Raw genomic sequence first — 20,949 nt, 5'->3', positions numbered from 1 at the left:
CCGAGCATCAGCACCGCCAGCAGGATGCCGACGAGCACTCCCGCGATCGCGGCACCGGCGAAGCCCTCCCACGTCTTCTTCGGACTGATCCGCGGAGCCATCGGGTGCTTGCCCCAGGTCAGTCCGCTCGCGTAGGCCCCGGTGTCGACGACGATCACCAGCACGAGGAACGCGAACGCCCAGAGCTGGCCGCCCGGCTCCGCGACGAGCCGGATCGCGAAGGCTCCGAGGAACGTCACGTACCCCTGCACGAAGGCACCCAGCCCGATGTCGAGCAGGAGATCCCGCGGGCTCGAGGACGTCCTCCGGAACAGCTGCTCGCCGAGGCGCCAGAGCCCGACGAAGACGGAGCCGCCGAGCACAGCCGCCCACGCTGCTCCGAGCCCGCCGTAATAAGCGGCGGGCACCGCCACGACCGCGACGATCCCGGTCGGTATCCTCGGTATGTCGCGGCCGGCGTGCCGGAGTGCGTTCGAGAGCTCCAGCGCCGCCAGCAGCACCACCGCTCCCGCCAGCACCATGAACAGCTCTTTGATGAGCAGCAGGCTGACGACCATCGCGCCTGCGCCGATCAGGCCGATCGCCGTCGCCGAGACGAGGTTGCGCCCGGACCGGGCCGTCAGGCGGTCGTTGGTCGCCTCGAGCTGGGCGCGGGTGGCTTCGAGCTGCCGCTCGACATCGGCCCGGCCCTGCTGCGCCCGCGCGCGCAGCGCATCGCGGGTCGCCATCCGCGAACCCCGGGCGCCCGGGACGTGCGGCGACGGTCTCTTCGCACCGCCGTCCGGTCCTTCGGGGATCTCGGCCACGGTCTACACCTCGAGGAGTTCGGATTCCTTGCGCTTGAGCGCCTCGTCGATCGCGTCCACATGCTGCTTGGTCACAGCTTCGAGCTCCTTCTCGCCACGAGCGAGCTCGTCGTCGCCGATGTCGCCCTTCAGCGCGTCCAGGTCGTCCTTGCCCTTGCGGCGGATGTTGCGGACGGCGATCTTCGCATCCTCCGCCTTCGTGCGCACGATCTTCACGAACTCCTTGCGGCGCTCGGCGGTGAGCTCCGGCAGTGTCACGCGGATCAGAGTGCCATCGTTCGTCGGATTGGCGCCGAGGTTCGGCATGTCCCGGATCGCCTGCTCGATGTCGCGAAGCGAGCCCTTGTCGTACGGGGTGATGAGAAGGGTCCGCGCCTCCTGGTTCTGCAGTGAGGCGAGCTGAGACAGGGGCGTCGGAGTGCCGTAGTAACTCACCAGCACCTTCTGGAACATGCCGGGATTCGCGCGCCCCGTGCGGACCGTGGAGAAGTCCTCCTTGGCGACCTCGACGGCCTTGCCCATCTTGGTCTTCGCATCGGCCAGTACATCCGAGATCACAGGGGGCTCCTTAAAAGAGGGAAGTGGTCAGTCTAGTTCGAGACGAGGGTGCCGAGCTCGGCGCCGCGGATGGCCTTGGCGACGTTGCGGCCGGCTCCATCCCGAACACCTGCATGGGCATTCCGTTGTCCATGCAGAGGCTGAAGGCGGTCGAGTCGACGACCTTGAGGCCGCGCTGCAGAGCCTCCTGGTAGGTGAGCGTGTCGAGCTTCGTGGCGTCGGGATTCGTCCGCGGGTCTGCATCGTAGACGCCGTCGACTCCGTTCTTGGCCACCAGCACCACGTCGGCGTGCGTCTCGAGCGCGCGCTGGGCGGCGACGGTGTCGGTCGAGAAGAAGGGCAGCCCGGCACCGGCGCCGAAGATCACGACGCGGCCCTTCTCCATGTGCCGGATCGCTCGACGGGGGATGTACGGCTCGGCGACCTGCGTCATCGCGATCGCCGACTGCACCCGCGTCTCCGCGCCGGCCTGCTCAAGGAAGTCCTGGAGGGCGAGAGCGTTCATCACCGTGCCCAGCATGCCCATGTAGTCGGCGCGGCCGCGATCCATCCCGCGCTGCGAGAGCTCTGCGCCGCGGAAGAAGTTGCCGCCTCCCACCACCACCGAGATCTCCACCTCGGTCGCGGCGTCGGCGATCTCGCGCGCCAGAGCGCTGATCACGTCGGGATTGACGCCGAGAGTCCCGGCCCCGAATGCCTCCCCCGACAGCTTCAGAAGCACCCTGCGGCGCTTGCCTGTCGTCATCGCATCCGATTCCGTCATCGACGTTCCTCCCGTAGACCCGTACAAACCTATCCCGCGCGGAGCAGACCCCGCGACCATGACCGGGCCGCCCCGGGCAGAGCGAAGGGAGCCCGGGTCGACCTCGCGACCCGGACTCCCTCCTGTGTGCTGCTAGGCGCCGACCTTGAAGCGGGCGAAGCCCGACACGGTCAGGCCCGCGTCGCTCAGGACCGTGCTGATGGACAGCTTGTTGTCCTTCGCGTAGTCCTGATCGAGCAGGGCGACCTGCTTGAAGTACGCGTTGACGCGTCCCTCGATGATCTTCGGCAGGGCGGCCTCGGGCTTGCCCTCGCCGCGCGAGATCTCCTCGACGATGCGGCGCTCGTTGTCGACCTCGGCCTGCGGGACGTCGTCGCGCGCGAGGTAGGACGGGTTGGCGAACGAGATGTGCTGCGCGATGGAGCGCGCCGTCTCGGCGTCGTCCCCCGCGTAGCCCACGACCACGCCGACCTGCGGAGGCAGGTCCTTGTTGGTCTTGTGGAGGTAGATCGCGAAGTGCTCGCCCGAGACGGCGGCGACGCGACGCAGCTCGACCTTCTCGCCGAGGATCGCGGCCTCGTCGTTGATGAGGTCGGCGACGGTCTTGTCGCCTGCGGAGGCCGTGAGGGCCTCCTCGACGGAGGTCGAGCCGGCGGCGACGACCGCGGAGAGCACAGCGTCGGCGAGGGCGATGAACTTCGTGCCCTTGGCGACGAAGTCGGTCTCGCACGCGAGCTCGATCAGGGTGGCGACACCACCGTTCTCAGCGGCGGCGACGAGGCCCTCGCTCGTGGAGCGGTCGGCACGCTTCGCGTTACCCTTGGCGCCCTTGAGGCGGAGGATCTCGACCGCCTTGTCCAGGTCGCCGTCGGCCTCGACGAGCGCGTTCTTCGTGTCGACCATGCCGGTACCGAGCTGCTCGCGCAGCGTCTTGACGTCAGCGAGGCTGAAATTTGCCATGGTTCTGCGAACTCCTCTTGGTTCTGAAACTCTGCGGTTCCGACACCCGGCGCGGCGGGGCCTCCGGGAGGAAGCCCAGCGCGCCCAGGTGTCGGCGGTTCTTACTCGTGGTTGACGTGGCGCCCACCGTGACGGGGGCCGGACGACCGCAGGCGCGGCGCGTCCGACCCCCGTCATGGAACGGGGAATCAGGCGGTGGCGGTCTCGTCTGTCGAGGTCTCGACGACCTCGGCCTCGGGAGCCTCGACGGGAGTCTCATCGGCGGCCTCAGCGGTGGCGACGGCCTCATCGGCGGTCGCAGCCTCGGCGTCGGCGACCTTCTCGGTCTCAGCGCCGGCCTGCTCGTTCGACTCCTGGACATCGGCGGCGGGTGCGCCCGTGGCGAGCAGCTCCTGCTCCCACTCGGCCAGGGGCTCGACGGCCGAGACGTTGCCCTCGGCTCGGGCTTCTGGTGGCGCTGGATGAGGCCCTCGGCCGCGGCGTCGGCGACGATGCGGGTGAGCAGGCTCACCGAGCGGATCGCGTCGTCGTTGCCCGGGATCGGGTACTGGACCTCGTCCGGGTCGCAGTTGGTGTCGAGGATACCGATGACCGGAATGCCCAGCTTCTTGGCCTCGTCGATCGCCAGGTGCTCCTTCTTGGTGTCGACGACCCACAGGGCCGACGGCGTCTTCGAAAGGTTGCGGATCCCGCCGAGCGACTTGTGCAGCTTGTCGAGCTCGCGCTTCTTGATGAGGAGCTCCTTCTTGGTGAAGCCGCTCTTCGACGTGTCGTCGAAGTCGAGCTCCTCCAGCTCCTTCATGCGGGCCAGGCGCTTCGAGACCGTCTGGAAGTTGGTCAGGAGGCCGCCGAGCCAGCGCTGGTTCACGTAGGGCTGGCCGACGCGGGTGGCCTGCTCCGAGATCGCGTTCTGTGCCTGCTTCTTGGTGCCGACGAAGAGGATGGTGCCGCCGTGGGCCACCGTCTCCTTGACGAAGTCGTAGGTCTTGTCGATGTAGGCCAGCGACTGCTGGAGGTCGATGATGTAACTGCCCGAGCGCTCGGTCAGGATGAAGCGCTTCATCTTCGGGTTCCAGCGACGGGTCTGGTGGCCGAAATGGACGCCGCTGTCGAGCAGTTGGCGCATGGTGACGACTGCCATGAGTCGTTCTCCTTGTCTCGGGGCGTGGGCGCACCGCGGCGCCGGACTCCCGTTCGGTTGTCTGCGACGGCCGGTCGGCTCGTCGCCCTGGCGCCCGGCGCACTCCCGCCCCGGCACTCTCTCCATGCTCTGCCGCGAGGCGCTGCACTGAGGAGGTACGTGGGGACCGTGGGGAGCGGAGGCCGAATGGGCGCGCGTAGTCACCCCGACGAGCGAGGTGCTCCGTGGAGTCTAGCACCAGGACGGCCGCCTCCCCCGCTGCTGCGGGAGGGCGGCGGTCGGGGCTCGGGAGGGCGGCGCTACTTGCGCGCCGACTTCATCACGGTGCGGATGTGGAGGGTGTCCATCTCTTCGAGCGAGCGGCCCTTCGTCTCGGGCACGAACATGAAGACGAAGACGAACGACATCGCGGCGAACGCCGCGTACAGGCCGTAGGCGAGGGTCAGCGAGACGTCCTGAGAGAGGATCGGGAAGGTCACGGTGATGACGAAGTTCGCGATCCACTGCGCCGAGGCGGCGAGGCCCAGCGCCGCGGCGCGGATCCGGTTCGGGAAGATCTCGCCGAGGAGGACCCACACCAGCGGGCCCCAGGTGGCGCCGAAGAAGACGACGAAGGCATTGGCCGAGACCAGAGCGATCGGACCCCACGCACCGGGCAGCGAGACGTCGTCGCCGCTGATGGTCGACTGGCTGAAGGCGATGGCCATCAGCGCGAGCGAGATCGCCATGCCCGCGGAGCCGACGAGCAGCAGCGGCTTCCGGCCGACCTTGTCGACCAGGAAGATCGCCACGAAGGTGACGACCACGTTCACGACCGAGGTGAAGACCGAGATCGCGAACGAGTTCGACTCGTCGAAGCCGACCGCGCTCCAGAGCGAGGTGGAGTAGTAGAAGATCACGTTGATGCCCACGAACTGCTGGAACACCGAGAGCAGGATGCCGACCCAGACCACCGGGAGCAGGCCGAGCGCCGGACCGCGGAGGCTGGAGCGCTTGGCGTTCTCGGCGTCCTCATCGATCTTCTTCTGGATGTCCGCCAGGGCCTCGTCGACCTCGTCGCGCGGAGTGACGGTCGCGAGGACCTTCCGGGCCTCTGCCGACCGGCCGCGGGTAGCGAGGTAACGCGGTGACTCCGGGAGCGTCAGCGCGAGCAGACCGTAGACCACGGCAGGCACGGCGCAGGCGATGAACATCCAGCGCCACGCCGCGACGCCGAACCAGAAAGGCTCGGAGGCACCGCTCGCGCCGTTCGCGATCAGGGTGTCCGAGAGCAGAGCCGCGAAGATGCCGAGTGTGATCGCGAGCTGCTGCAGAGAGGCGAGCGCGCCGCGGATCGCCTTGGGCGCGATCTCCGAGATGTAGGTCGGCGCGATCACCGAGGCGATGCCGATGCCCAGGCCGCCGACGACGCGCCAGAGCACGAGGTCCCAGACGGCGAAAGCGGACCCGGCACCGATCGAGGAGATGAAGAACAGACCCGCCCCGAGCAGCATCACCCGGATCCGGCCCCAGCGGTCGGCCAGACGCCCGGCGAGATAGGCACCGAGCGCGCAACCGAGCAGAGCGGAGGCGACGGCGAAGCCGATCAGAGCGGCCGAGAGGTCGAACTCGCCCTGCACCGCCTCGACGGCGCCGTTGACCACCGAGGAGTCGAAGCCGAAGAGGAAGCCCCCGACCGCCGCCGCGATGGCGAGGCCGATCACCTTCCTCTTGAGTGTCGCCGCCGAGGGGTTGGGGATCTCCGCTTTCCCGTTGGTGGTGTCAGATCGTCCGCTGGTCATGGTCGTCTCCGATTCTCGCCGCCGGCGGGTGCGCTGGTGCCGCTCCCGAGCCGGATCACCGGCACGTTACTCCTGCCTGCCGCGGTGCCGTGACGGGTTGCGCTCGGTCGGATTGGGTGGCCGCTCCTCCCCAGGCGGGGCATCCGCCGCTTCTCCCCCGATCACGGCGTCGGCCGCCCACTCTGCCCGCAGACCCGCGAGGGTGGCCTCATGATCCGCTCCCTCCTCGCCCGCCCGGGCGTGTTCCTCCTGCTCGCCCTGCTCGCTCCGGCGCCCTGGGTCGCACCCGTCCAGGGCTTCTCCGTCGTCGCTCCATGGGCGGCCCCGGCCCATCGCTACGCCGCGGGCCACCGCGGGATCGACCTCGCGGCGACCCCCGGGCAGCCGGTGGTCGCCGTCGCCGCCGGCACCGTGTCGTTCGCCGGGCGGGTGGTCGACCGATCGGTGGTGAGCATCCGCCATACGGACGGACTCGTGTCGACGCTCGAGCCCGTCGACGCGTCGGTGACGGAGGGTCAGATCGTCGCGGCGGGTGCGCCCATCGGAGTCGTGGGCGGGGGCGGGCACTGCGATGGTCGCTGCGTGCACCTCGGCGTGCGCGAGCGGGGCGAGTACGTGTCGCCGATGCGCTTCTTCGGCGGGATCCCCCGGGCCGTGCTGCTGCCGATGGAGGGGATCACCTCGGTGGATCGATCAGGCCCTCGGGTGCGCGAGCCGGTACGCGTCGCGGATCCGCTCGGTCGACACGTGCGTGTAGATCTGGGTGGTGCCGAGACTCGCGTGCCCGAGCAGCTCCTGCACCGCGCGCAGATCCGCTCCTCCATCGAGCAGGTGGGTGGCCGCCGTGTGGCGCAGTGTGTGCGGCCCCGAGGGTCCGGAGCCCTGCCCACCGTCGAGGAGGCGGGCGACGATGCTGTACACCGTCCTCGGAGTCAGTCTCGCACCGCGTCGGCCGAGCAGGAGGGCGCGGCAGCCGTCTCCGGTGGCGAGCAGAGGGCGGGCGGTCTCAAGATAGGCGACGAGCGCTTCCTTCGCAGGAACGCCGAACGGGACGACCCGCTGCTTCGCTCCCTTGCCGGTGACGAGGACGGTGAGGCGGCTCAGGTCGACGTCGCCCAGGTCGACGGCGACGAGCTCCGAGACGCGGATCCCGGAGGCGTAGAGCAGTTCGACGATCGCGAGGTCGCGTACCGCCACCGGATCGTCAGTCGCGCCACGCACGGCGACGCTCTCGAGCAGCTGCTCGGTCTGCGGTCGGGTGAGCACCCGCGGGAGCGTGCGTCCGGCCCTGGGCGTCTTGAGGCGGGCGGCGACGTCGATCGACAGGCGCTCCGTCCTTTGCGCCCACGAGGAGAAGGAGCGGACGGCGGCCGTGCGCCGCGCGAGCGTCGCCCGGGCGATACCCGACTCCGACTCGCGCCACAGCCAGTCGCGCAGCAACTCGAGGTCGAGCTCGGCCGTCCGGGTGCGGTCGCGGTCCTCGGCGTGGGCGACGAGGCGAGCGAGGTCCGAGCGGTAGCCCTTCGCGGTAGCGGGTGAGAGCGAGCGCTCGTCGAGCACGTAGCGCAGGAAGTGCTCGATGGAGGTCGCGAGAGTCTCCTCGGTCATGAGTCCTCCGGCATCCGCGACCAGAGGTCGATGCGGCCCTGCTCGTCAAGCGCTTCGAGGCTCTCGAGCAGGTCGGAACCGAACCGCGTCGCGATCGGTGCCCGGCGGGTCGGTACGAACGAGGTAGCGACCGTCTCGGGATGCACGTGGACCAGCGAGACGCTCTGGGCACCGTCGATCCCGGAAAGCTCGTGCTCGGGCGCCCCGAGATCCATGGTGTAGCTGATGGCGCCTGCGACGAAGACGGGGACTCCGGCGAACATGGCCGCCGTCGGATAGTGCAGGTGCCCGCCGAGGATCGCGCGGACGTCCGTGCCGCGAACCACCTCCTCGAACCGGTCCATCCCCCGCAGCTCGAGTACGGTCATCGCTCCCAGCGGAGTCGGCAGGGGCGGGTGGTGCAGGGCGAGGAGCGTTCCGAGCGGCGCGGGCGTCGCGAGCTCGTCGGCCAGCCATTTCAGCTGAGCGTCGGCGAGGGCCCCGTGGTGGAAGCCTGGAACCGCGCTGTCGAGTGCGATCAGCCGAAGGCCGCCGAGGTCGACGACCTGGTCGACCGGAGCGCTCTCCGCGCCGCTGACGTCGACGGCACGCCTCCCGCCGGGCGACGCCGCGTCCGCACCGCTCGGATCGAGCAGCACCCGGCGGAATGCACGGCGCTCGTCGTGGTTGCCCATCACCCACACGATCGGGCAGCCGAACCGCTCCCCCAGCGGATCGAGCTGAGCGCGCACCCGGAGATAGGCGTCCTCCTCGCCGCGGTCGGCGACGTCGCCGGTGACGACGATCGCGTCGAGCCGCCCACCGTGCTCGATGAGCCGCTCCACCGCCTGCGCGAGCCGCGCCGACGTGTCGACCGTCTCGTACAGCGGAGCGCCGTCGGCCAGGAGATGGGTGTCGCTGAGGTGGGCGACCACCCGTTCCGCCGCCCGGAAGTGCCCGAGCTGCGGGCGCCGCGTGCCGTCGACTTCTGCGCCGCCTGCTCCTGCCGTGCCGTCCATGCTGCTCCCCTCGCCGATGCCTCTTCAGCGTAGGGCTGACCGCCGACACCGGATGTCATGCGGAGTCCTGCGGCGACGCGGAAGCGCGCCGCCTTTGCCGAGGGGGCGCCGACCAGGTGCCCTCGGCGGAGCGGATGACGGAGCCCTCCGCGAGGAGTTCGCCGAGCGTCGCGAGCACCTCGCTGAGGGACAACCCGGCGGCTCGCGCGATGTCCGCCGTCTCGTGGCTCCCGCGCCCCCGCACGGCATCAGCGACCCGCACAGACGCGCCGGTGGAGGCCGTTGAGCCGATCGGAGGCGCTGCGGCGCCGGCGGACGCGCCGATCCCCAGCAGCTCGAGCACGTCCGACGCCGAGGTCACGCACGTCGCCGCGTACTCGCGGAGGAGGCGGTGGCAGCCGGCCGAGGAGGCGCTCGTCACCGGGCCGGGAATCGTGCCGAGGGGTCTGCCCAGAGCAGCGGCATGACCGGCCGTGTTCAGGGAGCCGGAGCGGGCGCCCGCCTCGACGACGACCGTCGCGGCGGTCGAGGCGGCGATGAGTCTGTTGCGCTGGAGGAACCGCCAGCGAGTGGGGGTCGTGCCCGGCGGCACCTCCGTGGCGACGGCGCAGCCCGGGGTGGCGATGATGCGCTGGAGCAGGTCGGAGTGGGCGGTCGGGTAAAGACGGTCAGCGCCCCCGGCGAGGAAGGCGACGGTGCGCCCCCCGGAGCCCAACGCGGCCCGATGGGCGACGGCGTCGATCCCGAAGGCTCCACCCGACACGATGACGACTCCGCGTTCGGCCGCGCCTGCTGAGAGATCGGCAGCGACGTGCTCGCCGTAGCCGGTCGCGGCGCGAGCACCGACCAACGCGAGGCGGTGCTGCGCGTCGAAGGCGGTGGCGTCACCGCGGAGCCAAAGCAGTAGCGGGGCGTGCGCTCCGAGGTCGTCCAGCGAGTCCGGCCAGCCCGGAGCTCCCGGGAGGAGCAGGCGGACATCGAGGCGCTGCGCGATCGAGAGGCGACGGGCGAGCAGAGCTCGGTCGAGACGCGGACGCCATCGGGCGAGTCCGGACGCCAGAGCGGCGATGTCGGCGTCGAGAGCACGGACCCGCGGCTCCGGGAATTCCGCACGCTCAGCGGAATCCGTCTGCGCCGAAGCCGCCGCGAGGATCTCGGCAGCGGTCGAGGACGAGACGACCAGGGCGAACGCCTCCGCCGCGCCGAGGCGCTCGATCAGCAGGGCGGCGACGGAGTCGCCGGGCTCGGTCAGCGAGCTCCACGCGGTGCGCGCGATCGCCTCGACCGACGCATGCTCGTCGGCCGGGGGAAGGAGTCGGCGGACGGCGGAGAGCTCGACCCGGTCGAAGAGCCGCGAGACGGCGATCACGCGGCACCTCCGCGGAGGACGAGGGCACGGGCGAGGTGCGCAGCGGTCGGGCGGTCCGCTCCGTCGAGATCCGCGAGCGTCCAGCCGAGTCTCAGCACCCGGTCGTAGCCGCGCATGGTGACGAGGCCGCGCTCGAGGGCCCGGTCGAGCGAGCGCGACTCGGTGACGGTCGGCCGGTGCGCGTCGGAGCGGAGCCAGGCGCCCGCGACCTCGCCGTTCAGGGTCCATGGCGTGTCCGCGAGCCGCAAGGCGGCTCTCCGCCGCGCGGCGACGACCCGGGCCCGGGCCTGCGCACTCGACAGGCCGGATGATTCTCGCCGGGAGGCGAGTTGCGCCGCCCCGACTCGGCGGACGGTCAGGCGGATGTCGACTCTGTCGAGCAGAGGTCCGCTGAGGCGCGCGAGGTAGCGCCGGCGGAGCGCGGGCGCGCACGTGCAGGTCTCGCCCGGGATGCCGAACCTGCCGCACGGGCACGGGTTCGCCGCCAGCACGAGCTGCACCCTCGCCGGGAACTCCGCGACCGCGTTCGCGCGATGGATGCGGATCACGCCGGATTCGAGAGGCTGACGCAGCGCATCGAGCGCGACCGCCGAGAACTCGGGGGCCTCGTCGAGGAAGAGCACCCCACGTGTCGCACGCGCGACGGCCCCTGGACGGATGCGTCCGCTGCCGCCGCCGACGATGGCGGCAGGCGATGCGGAATGGTGCGGACTCTCGAAGGGCGGCCGTCGCACCAGCGCTCCACCGGTGGAGGCGCCGACGAGCGATTGCATGCAGGTCGCCTCGAGCGCGGCCTCGTCGTCGAGATCCGGCAAGATGCCCGGCAGACGGGATGCGAGCATCGTCTTGCCCGCGCCGGGCGGGCCGAGGAGGAAGACGTGGTGGCCTCCCGCCGCCGCGATGACCATCGCCTCGGCGGCCTCCTCGTTCCCGACGACGTCGGAGAGGTCCACTCGCGGCTCCGCCTTGAGGCCGACGGCCGGAGGAGGCGTATGTTCCGGCAGCAGCGGAACCTCCCACTCCGCGCCGTGCCAGACCGCGGCTGCCGCGAGCGACGAGACGGCGATCACCTCGAGCCGATCCTCGAGCGGCACCATCACCCGCCGGCTGCCCTCGCGAGCGGCTGCCAGCACCGCGGGCAGCACGCCCGGAACCGAGCGCAGGCGGCCGTCGAGGCCGAGTTCGCCGATGTGCACGACGGAGGCCACGGACTCGGCGTTCACCTCGTGCAGAGCGGCGAGAGCGGCGAGGCCGATCGCGAGGTCGAAGGCGGAGCCGTGCTTGGGCATAGCGGCGGGCGAGAGGTTCACCGTGATCTTGTACTCGGCGATCAGGCTGCCCGAGTTGATCGCCGCCGACCGCACGCGCTCTTTCGCCTGCGACAGAGCGGCATCCGGGAGGCCGATGATGACCATGCCCGGAGTCCCGTCGGCCGAGTGCGCCTCGACTCCGACGACGGCGCCGGCGAAGCGACGAGGCCCACCGCGGTGGTTCTGCCCAGGCCCATCACGCCACCGCCCTGAGGTGGCGGACCTGCGTGGGGACTCCCCCGGGTGCGATGATCCCGACCGCGTCGATCCGCAAGTGCCGTGAGCGCTCGCCGTGCTCGTGCGCCCAGGCGTACGCGAGCCGCCGGAGCCGCTGCGCCTTGGCCCGCGTGATCGCCTCGACCGGGAGCCCGAAACGCGTCGACGAGCGGGTCTTGACCTCGACCACCACCAGTGAGGCTCCCTCGCGGGCGACGATGTCGAGTTCGCCATCGCGCACCCGCCAGTTGCGGTCGAGGATCTCGAATCCATGTGCTCTCAGATGCGCCGCCGCGATCTCCTCGCCGCGCCGCCCCAGTTCGTCCTTGTCCATGCGTCCTCCTGCCGGAACCCTCCCGCAGGAGACGACCCCCGCGAGGCCCGCGAGCGCGATCGGTGGACGATTCCGTGGATCAGCAGCTGGGGAGGAGCCTCCGGCGACACCGCCGGGAGGCGAGCGGACCTGGGGCTACGGCAGCGCGTCCCGGAGCACGAAAGAGATGGGGCCCGAGGAGATCAGGAAGGCGACGGCGGTGGCCGCCGTCCGAGCGCCGCGACACAGCCGCGGAGCCGCCCGATCGCCGAGCGACGCCCGAGCGCCACGACTGTCAGGACGACGACCAGCTCGGCGGTCGCGGGGGGGTGACCCGTGTCGCGAGGCCGAGGAGGGAGAAATCGGAGGCGTCCTGCCGTCCGCCACACACCGCGACCGACATCTGCTCAGAGGGCGCCGCGATGAAGAGGGCGCCGCCGACGAGCATCAGAAGGACGCCGAGCACCACCGACCTCCCGGTGTCCCGACCCGTGCTCGACGCGATTCGTCAGCCGCGAACGGCTCGTCGACATCGCGCTCGAAAACGTGGCCCTCACCGGGCTGCACGGAGGCCGCCCACGACCGAGACGGCAGGCACGAGCTGCCCCTCCGCAACGACCCTGGTCGCGCCTACTCGTCGAGCGCCAGCTCCTTGGGCAGTTCGAACTCCTTGCGCGAGAGCTCCTCGACGTTGACGTCCTTGAAGGTCAGCACGCGCACCGACTTCACGAAGCGGTCCGAGCGGTAGACGTCCCAGACCCACACGTCGCGCATGGTCAACTCGAAGTAGAAGTCGTGCTCGGTGTCACGGCGGACCAGCTCGACCTCGTTGGCGAGGTAGAAGCGCCGCTCGGTCTCGACGACGTACGAGAACTGCGAGACGACGTCGCGGTACTCCCGGTACAGTGCCAGCTCGACCTCACGGTCGTAGTCCTCGAATTCGTCCTCATCCATCGTTGGACAATCCTACGCCGGTGGACGAGCGCAGCACGCCGGCACCCGAGGTCTCACGCCTCCACGGTCTCGCGCGACCTCGACAGCCAGCTGACCCGGTGCAGCGGCGAGGGCCCGACTCGGCGGATGCCCGCCCAGTGCGCCGCGCTGCCGTAGCCCTTGTTGCTGTTCCACGCGTAGTCGACGAATTCGTCGTGATGGCGCACCATCTGCCCGTCCCGGCCGACCTTCGCCAGCACGGAGGCGGCCGACACCGAGGCGCAGTCGCGGTCGGCCTTCACCCGGGTGACGACGGTCAGCTCGGCCGCCCGCGCTCCGAGTGCCGGTGTCAACCAGTCGTGGGCGCCATCGAGCAGGACCACCGACGCGGCGAGGTCGACGCCCTCGTCGACGAGTCGCTCGATCCCGCGGGAGGCGGCACGGCCGAGGCCGGCGATGATCCCGGCCTCGTCGATCTCGTCGGCGGAGGATTCGCCGATCGCCCAGCCGGACACCCAGGAGGCGACACCGGGCACCAGAGCCTCGCGGCGAGCGGGCGAGAGCATCTTCGAATCGCGCAGCCCCTCCGGGAAGCGCCCGCAGCGGCTCCCGATCGAGACGACGCCGACCGAGACCGGGCCGGCGATCGCACCGCGGCCGACCTCGTCACAGCCGATGATCGTGTCGTAGCCCTGACGGAACAGGCGACGCTCCTGGGTCAGCGTCGGCTCGGCGACGACCACCTAGCCCTGCCCCGTCTGTGCGCCGCCCGTGTCCTCCTCGGCGGCCTCGGTCTCGACCCCGCGGAACACCGATGGGTAGTCGTCGAGCCAGGCCCACTGCTGCACCGGCCAGGTGACGAGCACCGCGCGACCGACGACATTGTCGATCGGGACGAAGCCGCCGCCGGGCTTGTCCGTGTTGTAGCGGGAGTCGGCGGAGTTGTAGCGGTTGTCGCCCATCACCCAGAGCGACCCCTCGGGCACCACGACGTCGAACGGAGTCGCCGAGACCGCCTGCACTCCGTCAGGGAGCTTCACGTAGGGCTCGTCGATCGGGTTGCCGTTGATCTCGACCTGGCCGAGCGGGGAGCAGCACGTGACATGGTCACCGGGGAGGCCGATGACGCGCTTGATCAGGTGGTCGTTGCTGTCGGGAGCGGTCAGGCCCACGAGCGCCAGCGCCGAGTCGACCGCGGCTTGGAAGGGCGGGACCTCCGGCTCGGTGCTTGGCGAGAGCCAGCCGCCCGGATCGCGGAAGACGACGACGTCGCCACGCGAGAGGGGAACGACTCCGGGTACGAGCTCGTTGACGAGGATGCGGTCGTTCTCGACCAGGGTCTGCTCCATCGACGAGGACGGGATGTAGAACGAGCGGATGAGGAAGGTCTTCACGAGGAAGGAGACCAGCACCGCCACGACGAAGATGATCAGCACGTCGCGGAGGAAGAGCAGGACGCCTCGTCGTCGGCGCGGCCGGCGACCGCCGGAGGGTTCCGTCGAGTGGCGGGCGTGATCGTCGTCTCCCGGGAGGCGGACCGGGGCCGTGCTGTCTGTCATCGCTCGCCGTCGCCCCTACTGTGCATCACCGGATGGACTCCCCGGTCGGGCCCCTCGCGGAAAAGGCGGAACCCCGATCCATCATAGGTGGACCGGGGTTCCCGGGAAGCCGTGCGGACGCCGCTCAGGCGTCGCGCTTCTCCTTGATCTTGGCCTTCTTACCGCGCAGGTTGCGGAGGTAGTAGAGCTTCGCGCGACGCACGTCGCCGCGGGTGACGAGCTCGATGTGGTCGATGACCGGCGAGTGCACAGGGAACGTGCGCTCGACGCCGACCTGGAAGCTCACCTTGCGGACGGTGAAGGTCTCGCGGACGCCCTCGCCGGAGCGGCCGATGACGACGCCCTGGAAGACCTGGATGCGGGAGCGGTTTCCCTCGACGATGTTCACGTGGACCTTGACGGTGTCGCCGGCGCGGAACTCCGGGACATCGCTGCGGAGGGACGCCGCATCGACGGAATCGAGGATGTGCATGCTGTATCGCTCTCCGTGCCCGCCACAGGTCGAACACCGTTTCGTTGATGGGAGTCGGTCGCGTGCCCACGTCGTCGCGGCTCCCCTGTGGCAGAGCCTGCGCGAGGCACAAGCGCTCATTCTGCCATGCCGCGTCGACGCGCGTCAAAGCGACCACGGCTTCACGAGGGAGCCCCCGATACTCGAGGGAACCCGATGTCCGCGGCTCCCCGACGGTTCAGGGTTCCCTCGGTCCCGGTCGAGGCTCGGAGGGACGCTTCAGAGGACGAGCGTCTGGCCGTCCTGCGGACGCTCGGGATCGAAGCCCTCGCCGGAGACGGGATGGGGCCGGGGCGGCGTGGTGGACGTCTCGGCGAAGGCGAGCAGGGTGGCCCTGGCATCGCCGAGGAAGCGCCACGTCGAGTGCCAGAAGGCGGCGACTCCGAGCACGACAGACAGCAGCCCGATCACCCAGGCCCCCGGCGGGAAGAAGCCGAGCGCGATCAACGACAGATGCCAGGCGCCCACGACGGCCACATCCGCCCACGCCGGGGTGCGCGTCGGCCGCACAGTGACCCGGAATGCCACGATGCTCGCCACGACGGCCAGCGCGACCGCCAGAATGGGGAGGGCGATCACGAGACCGAGGACGGTCTATCCGCTCGATCCCCCGAAGAGTCCGTATCCCAGGAGGATCCAGAGGGGCAGCACGATCGCTGCCGGATACTGCCAGGAACCGAATGCCCGTCGCGTGCGCATGCACACGACCGTACCCACCACCGCTGAGCAACGGCTCAGCGGACCCCGAGAGGATCAGGATGATCGAGCTACGCACGCCCGCCGAGATCGAAGAGATGCGCCCGGCCGGACGCTTCGTGGGCGAGGTGCTGAAGGCGACGAGCGCTGCGGCCGCGGTCGGCGTGAACCTCCTCGAGCTCGACCGCCTCGCGCACGACATGATCCGCTCGGCCGGAGCCGAGTCGTGCTACATCGACTACCACCCCTCCTTCGGCGCCAGCCCGTTCGGCAAGGTGCTGTGCACCTCCGTCAACGACGCGGTGCTCCACGGCCTGCCCTTCGACTACCGTCTGCGGGACGGCGACCTGCTGACCCTCGACTTCGCCGCCTCCGTCAACGGCTGGGTCGCGGACTCGGCGATCAGCGTGGTGGTGGGCACCCCCCGCCCCGGGGACCTCGCCCTGATCGACACCACGACGCGCGCCCTTGAGGCGGGCATCGCCGCTGCGCAGCCCGGCAAGCGGATCGGCGACATCTCGGCGGCCATCGCCGCGGTCGCCCGCGCCGACGGACTGAGCATCAACACCGACTTCGGCGGACACGGCGTCGGTCGGACGATGCACGGCGACCCGCACATCGCCAACGACGGGCGTGCGGGGCGGGGCTATCCCCTCCGCCCGGGTCTGGTGATCGCGATCGAGCCGTGGTTCCTGCAGACGACGGATGAGATCTACACCGACAAGGACGGCTGGACCCTCCGCAGCCGTGACGGATCGCGCGGGGCGCACATGGAACACACCATCGCGATCACCGGGACGGGGAACATCGTCCTCTCGGCACGCGACTGAGCCGTCGGAGGCGGGCGTGAGCGAGGACAGGACGACCGGCACTCGCGGCCGGGGGTGGACCCCGCTGGGAGTGGTGTACCTCGTGCTCGCCATCGCCGGGCTGCTGGGGACGTGGAGCTGGAACGCGCGCGCGGTGCTCGAGGGCGCGGAGTTCGTCGGGGGCCTGGCTGCCGGCGGTCCGTGGGTGTCGTCGATCACGACCGATCTGCTCATCGTGGCGATCAGCGCCGTGGGCTTCATGGTGGTCGAGGGGCGGCGCGTCGGGATGCGTCGCGTCTGGATCCTGGTTCTGCTCGCTCCGCTGGTCGCCCTGGCGTTTGCGTTCCCGCTCTTCCTCGCACTGCGCGAGAGGCACCTCGCGCTGACCGACCGCTGACCGCCTCCGAGAGACGCCCCGCGACGACGGGCGCGCCGACGGGAGGCGCCGCCTGTATCGGGCGGGAGGCACCTCTTCCGCGGCGCGGGGACCGTCAGGGCAGCAGCTCGGGACGGACGCGGCGAGTGCGCTCGACGCTCTGCTCGTGGCGCCAGGCCGCGATAGCTCCGTGGTTGCCGCTGAGAAGGACCGGAGGGACCTCGTGTCCGCGCCAGGAAGCGGGCTTGGTGTAGCTGGGGTACTCGAGCAGTCCGTCGGAATGGCTCTCCTCGACGAGGCTCGCCGGATTCCCGACGACGCCGGGGACGAGACGTCCGACGGCCTCGATCATCGCCATCACGGCGACCTCTCCCCCGTTGAGTACGTAGTCGCCGAGGCTGATCATCCGCACCCTCGCGCGCTCTGCGGTGTGGTCGACGACACGCTGGTCGATGCCCTCGTACCGACCGCAGCCGAAGACGAGCGACGACTCCTCGGCGAGCTCCCGGGCCGTGGCCTGGGTGAACACCTCGCCCGCAGGTGACGGGAAGACGACGAGCGGATCCGCGGCGGGCTGGAGGATCGCGTCGAGCGCCTCGCCCCACGGCTCCGGCCGCATCACCATGCCCGCGCCACCCCCGTAGGGGGTGTCGTCGACCGTGCGGTGACGGTCGTGGGTGAAGTCGCGCAGATCGTGCACGCCGAGCTCGATCAGCCCGCTCTGGCGCGCGCGGCCGAGCAGGCTGATGTCAAGCACGCCGAAGAACTCCGGGAAGATCGTGACGATGTCGATCCTCACGACCGGGGGTCCTCCTCGGGGCCGCCAGCGCCGTCGGAGGCGGGGTCCTGCCGCTCCTCCGCGTCGACGGGCGGAGCGTCGGGCTCAGGGGCGTCGACGGCGGGAGCGCTCAGCGCCGGGTCGGTCAGATCGACTCCGCTGAGGTCGACCTCTGCGGGCTCCTCCTCGGGAGCCTCCTCGAAGAGGCCCATCGGAGGCGTGACGGTGACGATCCCCGCGACGGGGTCGACCGACGGGACGATCGCCGTGACGAAGGGCACCATCACCTCGCCCGCGGGAGTGGCGACGATGAGCAGGTCCTGCGCCGGGAAATGGTCGACGCGGCGGACGGTGCCGACCTCGACACCCTCGCGAACGACCTTCATGCCGACGAGCTGGTAGTCGTACCAGGAGTCGTCTTCGCCCGACTGCGTCTGCACCTCCTCGTCGATCCAGAGGATCGCCTTGAGAAGGGTCTCGGCGGTGTCACGGTCGGTGACCCCCGCGAAGAACGCGACCGGGTGGCTGTTGTACCAGCGCAGCTCGGCGAGCTCGAGCTTCTTGCCGTGCCACTCGGAGGTGCGGGGCACCTGCAGGGTGAACGTGGATCCGGGGGTGAAGCGCTTGTCGGGCTCGTCGGTGTACAGCTCGAGCTTGATCGCGCCCTTGAGCCCGTGGGCCTTGGTGAGTCGGGCGACGCGGAGCTGCGTCGTACCCGGTCCGGTGACCGACACCTCTACTTGTCGGTGTCGACGACGTCGACCCGCACGCGACGCCCGTCTGCGAGGGCCGCGACCAGGGTGCGGACGGCCTTGGCGGTGCGGCCGGAGCGTCCGATCACGCGGCCGAGGTCCTCGGGGTGCACACGCACCTCGAGGACCTCTCCGCGCGGAGAGCTCGTGGCCACGACACTGACCTCGTCGGGGTTCTCGACGATCCCCTTCACGAGGTGTTCGACGGCGGGAGCGAGCACGAACTACGCCTCGGTGGAGGTCTCGTCGGCGGCGGCCTCAGGCGCCGGTGCTTGGCGGGAGCCTCGGCCTTCGGCTTGAGGACGGGCTTCTTCTTGGCGTCGATGACGAACGGAGCCTTGGGCTCCTTCACCTGGACGGTGCTGACGGCGTCGGCGTCGCCCTGGAAGCGGCCCCAGTCTCCGGTCAGCTTGAGGATGGCGGCGACCTGCTCGGTCGGCTGCGCGCCGACTCCGAGCCAGTACTGCGCGCGCTCCGAGTCGACCTGGATGAACGAGGGCTGCTCGGTGGGGTGGTACTTACCGATCTCCTCGATCACGCGGCCGTCGCGCTTGGTGCGCGAGTCGGCGACGACGATGCGGTAGTAGGGCGCCCGGATCTTGCCGAGGCGCTTCAGACGAATCTTGACAGCCACAATTCTCCTGTGTGGTCGTTGACCGGTATCCGGTCGATGATGGATGAACTGAGCCGTGAGCGTGGGGGCACACCCGGCCGAAAGCTCGAGGGGGTTTCGTCGGCGGTGAGTAGAGGGTCGACCGCCTCGGACCCGACGGATCATTCTGCCAGAAAAACCCCGACGCCGCGGGCCCGGCACGCCGCCAGTGGCCGAGGGCCGCCTCCGACCGGCCCGACCGAGCCTGAGAGAGGCCCAGCTGAGCCCGGAGGTCGACCCCGTCGCCAGGTGGGAAGATGGCGGGGTGCGTCCCGATCAGGCGGGCGCCCCGGATCCGATGAGGACCACGCCATGGAGATCAGCTTCGCTTCATCCGACCGCTCCACCCTCGGGATCGAGTGGGAGGTCGCGATCGTCGACCGGCAGACGGGCGACCTCGCCAATGTCGCCGATGTGGTGCTGGAGGCGCTCCGTGGCGACGATGGAGCCCCGCACCCGCAGATCACCGGCGAACTGCTCCGCAACACGGTCGAACTGGTCTCGGGCGTGCACACGTCCGTGCGCGACGCGGTCGCCGACCTGCAGGACCAGCTGCGACAGGTGCGCGAGATCACCGACCCGATGGGGCTCGACCTCATCTGCTCGGGCACACATCCGTTCGCGCAGTGGTTCGACCAGGCCATCACCGACAAGGAGCGCTACCACCGCCTCATCGACCGGACCCAGTGGTGGGGCCGGAACATGATGATCTGGGGCATCCACGTGCACGTCGGCATCGAGAACCGCGACAAGGTCCTGCCGATCCTCAACTCGCTGCTCGACTACTACCCGCACCTCCAGGCCCTCTCCGCCTCCAGCCCGTTCTGGGGCGGAGTCGACACGGGCTACGCCTCGAACCGCGCACTGATGTTCCAGCAGCTGCCGACCGCGGGACTGCCGCCCCAGTTCGGCGCCTGGGCGAACTACGAGGAGTACGTCGACGACATGACGCGCACCGGAGTCATCGACGATCACACGGAGGTCCGCTGGGACATCCGTCCCTCGCCGCAGTGGGGGACGCTCGAGATGCGCGCGTGCGACGGTCTCTCCTCCGCCGAGGAGATCGGCGCGGTCGCCGCGCTCATCCAGTGCCTCGTGGAGCACCTCTCGTCCCGGCTGGACGCGGGCGAGGATCTCCCGACCATGCAGCCCTGGTATGTCAGGGAGAACAAGTGGCGGGCGGCGCGCTACGGCCTCGATGCCGAGATCATCCTCGATGCGGCGGGAGCGGAACGGCTCGTCACGGACGACATCCGGGATCTGCTGGTCACCCTCGCTCCGGTCGCCGAGAGGCTCGGCTGCACGCAGGAGCTGGCCGACGTCGAGCTGATCCTGGTCGCCGGCGCGAGCTATGAGCGCCAGCTGCGCACCGCGGCCGCGAACGACGGCGACCTCACGGCCGTCGTCCGGGCGCTCGCGGTCGAGCTGCGCGACGGACTCCGGGAGGCCCGCGCATGACCCGCCGTCTCCTCGCCGGCGCGGCCCTGCTCGCCGCCCTCGCACTCGCCGGCTGCTCGAGTTCGGCGACCGTCTCCGAGGCCGGCACGACGACGCCCACCCCCCTGCCCGCGGTCACGGCCGATCCGCTGCCCCTCTCGATCGGCGGCTCGCTCCCCGCCGGCTCGCGCGTCACGGTGGTGGGCGACAGCATCGTCCGCGGCCTCGGCGTCGAGCCCGGGGAGGCGTGGCCCGAGCTGGTCGGCGACGACCTGGGCTGGTCGGTCACCAATCTCGGCTGCGACGGGGCCGGCTTCATCGAGCCGGGCGACTGCGGCCTCGCGATCGGCGAACGCGCGGAGGAGATCGCCGACACTCGGCCCGACGCGATCATCCTGGTCGCGAGCAGCAACGACCTGGGCTGGGCCCCGGAGGATGTGGCCGCCGCGATCCCGCCCGCGGTCGACGCGATCGCGGCCGCCTCGCCCTCGGCGCGGCTCATCGCCCTGGACTCGGTGTGGGGCCCGGACCCGCGCCCGACCGACCTCGACGGCTACGACGCCGCGCTGATCGCCGCGGTGACGGCCGACGGCGGCGGCGCACTGGAGTACCCCGACCCGCCT

The 20,949-nt window shown here is 70.5% G+C and carries 21 protein-coding genes and 5 pseudogenes; 5 read left to right on the top strand and 21 right to left on the bottom strand.

What is annotated here, in order from left to right; translation table 11 throughout:
- The 6 genes and pseudogenes from ACH61_RS07875 to ACH61_RS07850 all read right to left on the bottom strand — a co-directional run.
- Window positions 1–806 (bottom strand): phosphatidate cytidylyltransferase (locus ACH61_RS07875; RefSeq protein ID WP_068210720.1); only part of this gene is annotated, 806 nt, incomplete at its 3' end.
- A 3-nt stretch (window positions 807–809) separates the two neighbouring features.
- Window positions 810–1,364, bottom strand: a complete 555-nt coding sequence (gene frr, locus ACH61_RS07870) for a ribosome recycling factor (RefSeq protein WP_068210718.1) — start codon at window positions 1,362–1,364, stop codon at window positions 810–812.
- Between the two features lie 32 nt (window positions 1,365–1,396).
- Window positions 1,397–2,109: pseudogene (pyrH, locus tag ACH61_RS07865) on the bottom strand (UMP kinase).
- Between the two features lie 150 nt (window positions 2,110–2,259).
- Entirely contained in the window at window positions 2,260–3,087 is an 828-nt protein-coding gene (gene tsf, locus ACH61_RS07860) for a translation elongation factor Ts (protein WP_068210715.1), read from the bottom strand.
- A gap of 188 nt (window positions 3,088–3,275) precedes the next feature.
- Window positions 3,276–4,228 (bottom strand): annotated as a pseudogene (gene rpsB, locus ACH61_RS07855) (30S ribosomal protein S2).
- A 299-nt stretch (window positions 4,229–4,527) separates the two neighbouring features.
- Window positions 4,528–6,009: a sugar porter family MFS transporter gene (locus tag ACH61_RS07850; RefSeq protein ID WP_082845108.1), complete on the bottom strand. Its 1,482-nt coding sequence runs from the start codon at window positions 6,007–6,009 to the stop codon at window positions 4,528–4,530.
- A gap of 210 nt (window positions 6,010–6,219) precedes the next feature.
- Between ACH61_RS07850 and ACH61_RS19305 the strand changes: the two are divergent.
- Window positions 6,220–6,621, top strand: a pseudogene (locus tag ACH61_RS19305) (murein hydrolase activator EnvC family protein); the annotation flags it as partial.
- Window positions 6,622–6,702: 81 nt separating this feature from the next.
- Here the strand turns inward: ACH61_RS19305 and ACH61_RS07840 are convergent.
- The 11 genes and pseudogenes from ACH61_RS07840 to ACH61_RS07795 form a co-directional block, all read right to left on the bottom strand.
- Entirely contained in the window at window positions 6,703–7,617 is a 915-nt protein-coding gene (locus ACH61_RS07840; RefSeq protein ID WP_068210710.1) for a tyrosine recombinase XerC, read from the bottom strand.
- Complete coding sequence (locus tag ACH61_RS07835; RefSeq protein ID WP_082845107.1) at window positions 7,614–8,615, bottom strand: phosphodiesterase; 1,002 nt, start codon at window positions 8,613–8,615, stop codon at window positions 7,614–7,616. Before ACH61_RS07835 ends, ACH61_RS07840 begins: the two co-directional genes overlap by 4 nt.
- A 55-nt stretch (window positions 8,616–8,670) precedes the next feature.
- On the bottom strand, window positions 8,671–9,984 hold the full coding sequence (dprA, locus tag ACH61_RS07830; RefSeq protein WP_236713600.1) for a DNA-processing protein DprA: 1,314 nt from the start codon (window positions 9,982–9,984) through the stop codon (window positions 8,671–8,673).
- Window positions 9,981–11,491 (bottom strand): annotated as a pseudogene (locus ACH61_RS07825) (YifB family Mg chelatase-like AAA ATPase). Before ACH61_RS07825 ends, dprA begins: the two are co-directional and overlap by 4 nt.
- The gene (locus ACH61_RS07820; protein ID WP_068210707.1) at window positions 11,491–11,844 is read right to left on the bottom strand and encodes a YraN family protein; all 354 of its coding nucleotides are present in this window, start codon (window positions 11,842–11,844) and stop codon (window positions 11,491–11,493) included. Before ACH61_RS07820 ends, ACH61_RS07825 begins: the two are co-directional and overlap by 1 nt.
- A gap of 274 nt (window positions 11,845–12,118) precedes the next feature.
- Window positions 12,119–12,289, bottom strand: a complete 171-nt coding sequence (locus ACH61_RS18315) for a hypothetical protein (RefSeq protein ID WP_236713599.1) — start codon at window positions 12,287–12,289, stop codon at window positions 12,119–12,121.
- Window positions 12,290–12,453: 164 nt separating this feature from the next.
- Window positions 12,454–12,777: a DUF2469 family protein gene (locus ACH61_RS07815; RefSeq protein ID WP_056044100.1), complete on the bottom strand. Its 324-nt coding sequence runs from the start codon at window positions 12,775–12,777 to the stop codon at window positions 12,454–12,456.
- Window positions 12,778–12,830: 53 nt separating this feature from the next.
- Entirely contained in the window at window positions 12,831–13,499 is a 669-nt protein-coding gene (locus ACH61_RS07810; protein ID WP_068210704.1) for a ribonuclease HII, read from the bottom strand.
- A complete protein-coding gene (gene lepB, locus ACH61_RS07805; RefSeq protein WP_068210702.1) occupies window positions 13,500–14,315 on the bottom strand; it encodes a signal peptidase I in 816 nt (271 codons plus the stop codon).
- A 124-nt stretch (window positions 14,316–14,439) separates the two neighbouring features.
- Complete coding sequence (gene rplS / locus ACH61_RS07800; RefSeq protein WP_068210700.1) at window positions 14,440–14,787, bottom strand: 50S ribosomal protein L19; 348 nt, start codon at window positions 14,785–14,787, stop codon at window positions 14,440–14,442.
- A 258-nt stretch (window positions 14,788–15,045) separates the two neighbouring features.
- A complete protein-coding gene (locus ACH61_RS07795) occupies window positions 15,046–15,405 on the bottom strand; it encodes a hypothetical protein (protein ID WP_068210690.1) in 360 nt (119 codons plus the stop codon).
- Between the two features lie 179 nt (window positions 15,406–15,584).
- Here ACH61_RS07795 and map point away from each other — a divergent pair, with 179 nt between their 5' ends.
- Window positions 15,585–16,352, top strand: coding sequence for a type I methionyl aminopeptidase (map, locus tag ACH61_RS07790; RefSeq protein WP_068210688.1), 768 nt, complete (start codon window positions 15,585–15,587; stop codon window positions 16,350–16,352).
- Between the two features lie 16 nt (window positions 16,353–16,368).
- Window positions 16,369–16,728 (top strand): DUF2834 domain-containing protein, encoded by a 360-nt coding sequence (locus tag ACH61_RS07785; protein WP_068210685.1) that lies wholly within the window; start codon window positions 16,369–16,371, stop codon window positions 16,726–16,728.
- Between the two features lie 94 nt (window positions 16,729–16,822).
- Here the strand turns inward: ACH61_RS07785 and trmD are convergent, their stop codons facing one another.
- From trmD to rpsP, 4 genes and pseudogenes are all read right to left on the bottom strand, one after another.
- On the bottom strand, window positions 16,823–17,506 hold the full coding sequence (gene trmD, locus ACH61_RS07780) for a tRNA (guanosine(37)-N1)-methyltransferase TrmD (protein WP_068210681.1): 684 nt from the start codon (window positions 17,504–17,506) through the stop codon (window positions 16,823–16,825).
- Entirely contained in the window at window positions 17,503–18,219 is a 717-nt protein-coding gene (gene rimM, locus ACH61_RS07775) for a ribosome maturation factor RimM (protein ID WP_082845106.1), read from the bottom strand. The genes trmD and rimM overlap by 4 nt, the downstream gene beginning before the upstream one ends.
- Window positions 18,220–18,221: 2 nt before the next feature.
- Complete coding sequence (locus ACH61_RS07770) at window positions 18,222–18,458, bottom strand: RNA-binding protein (RefSeq protein ID WP_068210678.1); 237 nt, start codon at window positions 18,456–18,458, stop codon at window positions 18,222–18,224.
- A gap of 3 nt (window positions 18,459–18,461) precedes the next feature.
- Window positions 18,462–18,871, bottom strand: a pseudogene (rpsP, locus tag ACH61_RS07765) (30S ribosomal protein S16).
- Between the two features lie 330 nt (window positions 18,872–19,201).
- Between rpsP and ACH61_RS07760 the strand changes: the two are divergent.
- Complete coding sequence (locus ACH61_RS07760) at window positions 19,202–20,347, top strand: glutamate--cysteine ligase (protein ID WP_068210676.1); 1,146 nt, start codon at window positions 19,202–19,204, stop codon at window positions 20,345–20,347.
- On the top strand, window positions 20,344–20,949 hold a 606-nt coding region (locus tag ACH61_RS07755), incomplete at its 3' end, for an SGNH/GDSL hydrolase family protein (RefSeq protein WP_068210674.1). The genes ACH61_RS07760 and ACH61_RS07755, both read left to right, overlap by 4 nt.

The sequence above is a fragment of the Rathayibacter tanaceti genome (assembly GCF_001634385.1).
GTDB classification, from domain to species: Bacteria; Actinomycetota; Actinomycetes; order Actinomycetales; family Microbacteriaceae; genus Rathayibacter; species Rathayibacter tanaceti.
Note: the sequence above shows the minus strand (reverse complement) of the source record. Positions and strands in the feature narration are given on the sequence as shown.